Source organism: Alitiscatomonas aceti, from assembly GCF_025567195.1.
Taxonomy (GTDB): Bacteria; Bacillota; Clostridia; order Lachnospirales; family Lachnospiraceae; genus Alitiscatomonas; species Alitiscatomonas aceti.
In genome coordinates, this window is record NZ_JAOQJF010000020.1 from 52,827 (window position 1) to 58,972 (window position 6,146).

The 6,146-nt window shown below is 55.5% G+C and carries 4 protein-coding genes; all 4 read left to right on the forward strand.

Annotated features, from left to right (window positions below; translation table 11 throughout):
- Positions 1-61: 61 nt before the first annotated feature.
- The 4 genes from OCV69_RS10585 (at position 62) to OCV69_RS10600 (ending at position 6,030) form a co-directional block, all read left to right on the forward strand.
- Positions 62-1,441 (forward strand): MATE family efflux transporter, encoded by a 1,380-nt coding sequence (locus OCV69_RS10585; RefSeq protein ID WP_158359010.1) that lies wholly within the window; start codon positions 62-64, stop codon positions 1,439-1,441.
- Between the two features lie 216 nt (positions 1,442-1,657).
- Complete coding sequence (locus OCV69_RS10590; RefSeq protein WP_262563095.1) at positions 1,658-3,010, forward strand: MATE family efflux transporter; 1,353 nt, start codon at positions 1,658-1,660, stop codon at positions 3,008-3,010.
- Positions 3,011-3,022: 12 nt separating this feature from the next.
- A complete protein-coding gene (gene ftsH / locus OCV69_RS10595; protein WP_158359007.1) occupies positions 3,023-4,870 on the forward strand; it encodes an ATP-dependent zinc metalloprotease FtsH in 1,848 nt (615 codons plus the stop codon).
- 59 nt (positions 4,871-4,929) lie between these two features.
- Positions 4,930-6,030: a hypothetical protein gene (locus OCV69_RS10600; RefSeq protein ID WP_158359006.1), complete on the forward strand. Its 1,101-nt coding sequence runs from the start codon at positions 4,930-4,932 to the stop codon at positions 6,028-6,030.
- Positions 6,031-6,146 lie beyond the last annotated feature (116 nt).

Genomic DNA, 6,146 nt, shown 5'->3' on the forward strand with positions numbered 1-6,146 from the left:
TTGCTTTTTAACGTACTGAAGTTTATAATGAAGGTATGTGAAAAACAGGGGAGGATAAAATATGGAAGGAAATCAAAAAACCAGGATCCAGAAATTCATGGGCGGAAATAAAAAGGGATACCAGACTGCATTCCATATGGCGTGGCCTGCAGTCATGGAGTCCTTTTTTATTGCCCTGGCCGGAATGGTGGATTCTCTGATGGTCAGCTCCATGGGGCCAGAGGCGGTGGCCGCCGTGGGACTTACGACCCAGCCCAAGTTCATCGGGCTGTGCATCTTCATCGCCACCAACGTTTCCGTGTCGGCCCTGGTGGCCAGACGACGGGGAGAGAAGGACCAGTACGGAGCCAACCAGGTGCTCTTAATGGCAGCGGCCTTTACCCTGGCGGTGGGGACATTGATCAGCATGGCCTGCGTTTTCTTTGCAGATCCCATTATCCGGCTCTGCGGGGCCAACGAGGATACCCAGGCGGGAGCCGTCCGGTATTTCCAGATCATCATGGGCGGGATGATGTTCAACATTATCTCCATGGCCATTAACGCGGCCCAGAGAGGAGCAGGAAACACAAAGATCGCCATGCGCACCAATGTGACCTCCAATGTGGTCAATATGATCGGAAACTACCTGCTGATCCAGGGAAATCTGGGCTTTCCCAGGCTTGGGATCACCGGAGCGGCCCTGGCCACGGTATTTGGAACGGTCATCGCCTGCCTCATGAGCATTCTTTCGGTGATGAAACGGGATAATTTTGTCAGCATCCCCTTTATCATTAAGGAAAAGGTGCGGGTCACCCTGGAGCCGGCAAAAAACATGTTTAAGGTGGCCTCCAGTGTATTTGTGGAGCAGATCTTCATGCGGATCGGCTTCCTTACGGTCTCCATCATGGTGGCAAAGCTGGGGACCGACGCCTTTGCGGCCCACCAGGTGGGAATGAACGTCATGAGCCTTTCCTTTTCCTTTGGAGACGGGATGCAGGTGGCAGCGGTGGCCCTCTGCGGCAGGAGCCTGGGAGAAAAGCGGCCGGATCTGGCCCAGATGTACGGCACCATCTGCCAGAGGATCGGCAATATGATCTCCATTGTGCTGGCGGTCCTTTACACCACCCTGGGTACCTGGTATTTTCATCTGTTTTTCGATGAACCCCACCTGGTGGCCATGGGGGTGGAGATCACCCGTGTCCTGACCTTCATCGTCCTTCTCCAGATCGCCCAGGTGATCTACATGGGCTGTTTAAGGGGAGCCGGTGATGTGGTATTTACCACCATTGCCTCCACCATCAGCATCACCTTCGTCCGTCCCATCCTGTCCTATGTGTTCTGCTATGCCTGCGGACTGGGGTTAGTCGGGATCTGGCTGGGGATCCTGGGAGACCAGACCTCCAGGCTCCTTCTTACCACCTGGAGATTTAAGAGCGGCCGGTGGATGAAGATCGAAATCTAAAAAAAACATAAGAATTGCGAAAGTTTTGTGAACTTCCTTGACGGTCCGCGGTTTGCGTGATAGGATAAGCACTGTACAAAAAGGTGACAAGTTGTCACTATAAGAGAGCGGATAATTTTCCTCGGATACAGGAAGAATAGAGGAAAAGAAACGGATCATCAAGGAAAGAGACGGTGTAAGAAAACAATGGACAGCAAGGTACAGGACAACAATAAAATGGCAACAGCCCCATTGGGGAAGCTGATGACAGAGCTGGCAGTTCCCACGGTATTTGCCCAGCTTGTGAATCTTCTTTATAATATGGTGGACCGGATCTACGTGGGCCGGATCCCGGAGGTGGGCCATCTGGCCCTGGCCGGGCTGGGAGTTACCTTCCCGGTGATCATCCTGATCTCCGCCTTTGCGGCTCTGGTAGGAGCCGGGGGAGCGCCCCAGGCAGCCATCTGTATGGGAAAGAAGGATATGAAGGGGGCGGAGCGGATCCTGGGGAACTGCATCACGGCCCTGTGCATTCTGGCAGTGGTCTTAAGCGTGTTCTTTTATGCGGTGAAGGAACCGCTGCTGATGTTGTTTGGAGCCAGTGAACAGACCATCGGCTATGCCAACAGCTATCTGGGGATCTATCTTCTGGGCACTATTTCCGTACAGATCGCCCTGGGATTAAATACGTTCATCAACTGTCAGGGCTTTGCCAGGACAGGAATGAAGACGGTGCTCATCGGTGCTGTGTTAAATATCATCCTGGACCCGATCTTCATTTTCGGCTTCCATATGGGAGTTCAGGGAGCGGCTCTGGCCACCATCTTAAGCCAGACCGTTTCGGCTGTCTGGGTGCTGTCCTTCCTTTGCGGAAAGAAGAGCATCTTAAGGGTCAGAAAAGAAAATCTGAAGATAAAAAAGGCGGTCCTGGTCCCGGTGCTGGCCCTGGGAGCGTCCCCGTTCATCATGCAGGCCACGGAATGCCTGGTGCAGCTGACGTATAACTCTGGAATGCAGCATTACGGGAATGACTATTATGTGGGAGCCATGACCATCCTGTTTTCCATCATGCAGATGCTGTTCCTGCCTCTGTCCGGACTGACCCAGGGTGCCCAGCCCATCATCAGCTATAACTTCGGAGCCGGGAACCATGAGCGGGTGAAGAAGGCCTTTAAGCTGCTGTTTGCAGCGGGAGTCGGTTTTTCCCTGGTGGGGACAGGAGCTGTGCTTTTATTCCCCCAGGTGTTCATCCGGCTGTTTTCAGATAATGTCCAGGTGATCGAGATCGGTGTCTATGCGGCCAGGATCTATATGTTCGGCTTCCTGATCATGGGCGCCCAGATGGCCTGCCAGCAGACCTTCCTGGCTCTGGGACAGGCGAAGATCTCCGTATTCCTGGCGCTCTTAAGAAAGGTGATCCTTCTGATCCCCCTGGCCATCCTTCTTCCGAAGCTTGGCATGGGCACCGACGGACTGTTCTACGCAGAACCCATTGCGGATATCATTGCCATCGTTACCACTGTGGTCCTGTTTGCACGGAATTTTGAAAAAATGCTTTACCAGCATACGGATACAAAAGTTAAAAAGTAAAGGAGAATATTTATGGGAACAACAGACGGCGGAAAAACGCCTGGAAAACAGCCCTCACAGCAGAGCCCCAAGGGACTGATCTACTATTTCCTCACTATATTTTTAGTGACCATGCTGTTAAATGCCCTGGTCTTCCCCAATGTGATGGAAGAAAAGGTGATGGAGGTCAATTACAATGAATTCCTGGCCATGGTGGACGCAGGAAAGGTGGTCCAGGTGGAAAAGGACACGGATCAGATCATGTTCCTGGCCACGGACGCCCAGGGAAAGGAGCAGATCTATAAGACCGGCCTCTGGGAGGACGAGGCGCTGACCAACCGGCTCTATAAGGCAGGCGTCACCTTCGGAAAGGTGATCCCCCATAAGGAGTCGGCGCTGATGAATTTCCTGACCACCTGGATCCTGCCCTTTGGACTCATGTTCTTAATGGGCCATTTGCTCAGCCGGATGATGGCCAGGCGCATGGGTGGGAACGCCATGACCTTTGGAAAGTCCAACGCCAAGATCTATGCGGAAAATGAAACGGGAAAGACCTTTGCCGATGTAGCCGGAGAGGAAGAGGCCAAGGAGGCCTTAAAGGAGATCGTGGACTTTCTGCACGACCCGAAGAAATATGCAGACATCGGAGCAACGCTTCCCAAGGGAGCCCTTCTGGTGGGCCCTCCGGGAACCGGTAAGACGCTTCTGGCAAAGGCTGTGGCAGGAGAGGCCCATGTGCCGTTTTTCTCCATCTCCGGCTCGGAGTTCGTGGAGATGTTCGTGGGCATGGGAGCGGCCAAGGTCCGCGACCTGTTTAAGCAGGCCAACGAAAAGGCCCCCTGTATCGTATTCATCGACGAGATCGATACCATCGGCAAAAAGCGTGACGGCAGCGGCATGGGCGGAAACGATGAGAGAGAGCAGACCTTAAACCAGCTCTTAACAGAGATGGACGGTTTTGACGGAAAGAAGGGCGTTGTGATCCTGGCGGCCACTAACCGGCCCGAATCCCTGGACCAGGCGCTGTTAAGACCGGGCCGTTTTGACCGCCGGATCCCGGTGGAGCTGCCGGATCTTAAGGGCCGTGAGGCGATCCTTAAGGTCCATGGCCGCAGTGTGAAAATGGATGATACCGTGGACTTCAACGCCATTGCCAGGGCAACCTCCGGCGCCAGCGGTGCAGAGCTTGCCAACATCATCAACGAGGCGGCTTTAAGGGCCGTGCGTCTGGGCCGCAGAGTCGTCTGCCAGGCGGATCTGGAGGAGAGCGTGGAGACAGTCATCGCCGGATACCAGAGAAAGGATGCGGCGGTGTCTGAGAACGAGAAGAGGATCGTGGCCTACCATGAGATCGGCCACGCCCTGGTGGCTGCCTGCCAGTCCAACTCGGCTCCGGTCCACAAGATCACCATTATCCCCAGGACCAGCGGCGCTCTGGGCTACACCATGCAAGTGGAGGCCGGGGAACGGTTCTTAATGAGTAAGGAAGAAGCCTTAAATAAGATCGCCACCCTCACCGGAGGCCGCGCGGCGGAGGAATTCATGTTCCATTCCATCACCACCGGCGCATCCAACGACATCGAGCAGGCCACAAAGCTGGCCAGGGCCATGGTGACACGGTACGGTATGAGCGAGCAGTTCGGAATGGTGGCCTTAGAGACAGTGACCAACCAGTATCTGGGAGGAGACACGTCCTTAGCCTGCTCGCCGGAAACGGCCAGGGCCATCGACGAGGAGGTCATTAAGACCGTGAAGGAGCAGTACGGGAAGGCCATGGAGATCCTTAAGGAACATGCGGGAAAACTCAATGAGCTTTCGGCGTATCTTCTGGAAAAGGAGACCATTACCGGCGAAGAGTTCATGGAAATTTTAAACCGATAGGATATTTTTTGTTTACGCATCCCTGGAAGTAGTGTATACTGACAGCAGGAGGGGATCAGATGAGAAAACGAATCTGCCCGTACTGCGATCAGGAGCTGGAAAGCCGCTACTGCCGGGGATGCCGCCGTTTTGTGAAAACGCCTCTGATCGTGGACGTGAATTATTATTTAAATGAAAGACATCCGGCTTCAGAGGAGAGCTGCCAGTACCACGGTGATCTGCATACCGGGGAAATGGGAGGCGGGCCGGACCGCAGAGCTTCGTATGAGGATGTGGAAAAGGCCGGGTGGCCGGGAAGTAAGGCGGCCGCCGCGCCTAAGGCCAAGGCCGGAAAGAACGGAAAGCCTGGAAAGAAGGCTTCCGAAGCGCCGGTATCCCGGAACCAGAGCGCCGGCTCCGGCCGAAGTGCGTCCCGGCCTGGCCGGGGATGGGCCCCGATGTGGATCCTGGCCGCAGCCGCGGCAGCTGTGATCATGGCCTCCGGCGGGATGGTCATGAACAGTATAAGCCATATGGTCCCGGACTTGGAGCCGGAGCCGGTATATCCGGAGGAGGGATCCTGGGATGAGGGGATCTCTATCGAGGAGGTGTGGCCGGAGGAAACAGCGGCTGGAGAGCAGGAGCTTTCAGAGGAAGAGGTCCGGGCTGCGGGGATCCGGTGCAATGGCTACGGCCACCTGGACGTAAACGGCGATGAGCTGCAGGCAGACCTGGAGGGCCTGGCCGCAGACCATGGCCTGGCGGTGGAGGAGCTGGGCCGGACCAGCGTCAACTTTGCCTTTGGGGAGTTCACCAATTATGAGGTCCGGTATGACTATATCCTTACGGGGGAGGACGGCTGGTACCGGGCCGTGACCCTGAGCCTGGACACCGGCGACGGCAGCCTCCACGGCATACAGGTCTCCGCGGATAACCTGGAGGCCATGTACCAGCTTCTGGATATGGTCATGGGGCTTCTGAAGGAATCGGGAGCTGTTTCTGAAAATCCCGGCGGCCAGATGGTCTTTGAGACCGTAGTTATGGAAGGCGGACTGGAGGACGGGATCACCGGAGAGGTGATGTACCAGGGCCTGGAGGCCTGGGCAGCCTACGATGACAGCGGCAGCGGGGAGTTCTGTATGCTGAGCCTTTATGCGCCGGAAGAGGGCGAAACGGTCTAGGGAAGGAAACGATGCCTGAGAAAAGAACCGCCCCGGGCGAAAGGGCCCGGCCGCATAAGGGTATCATTTAAAACCGTCCAGGTTCAGTAAGTTGGGACACATGCTACACACCGTGT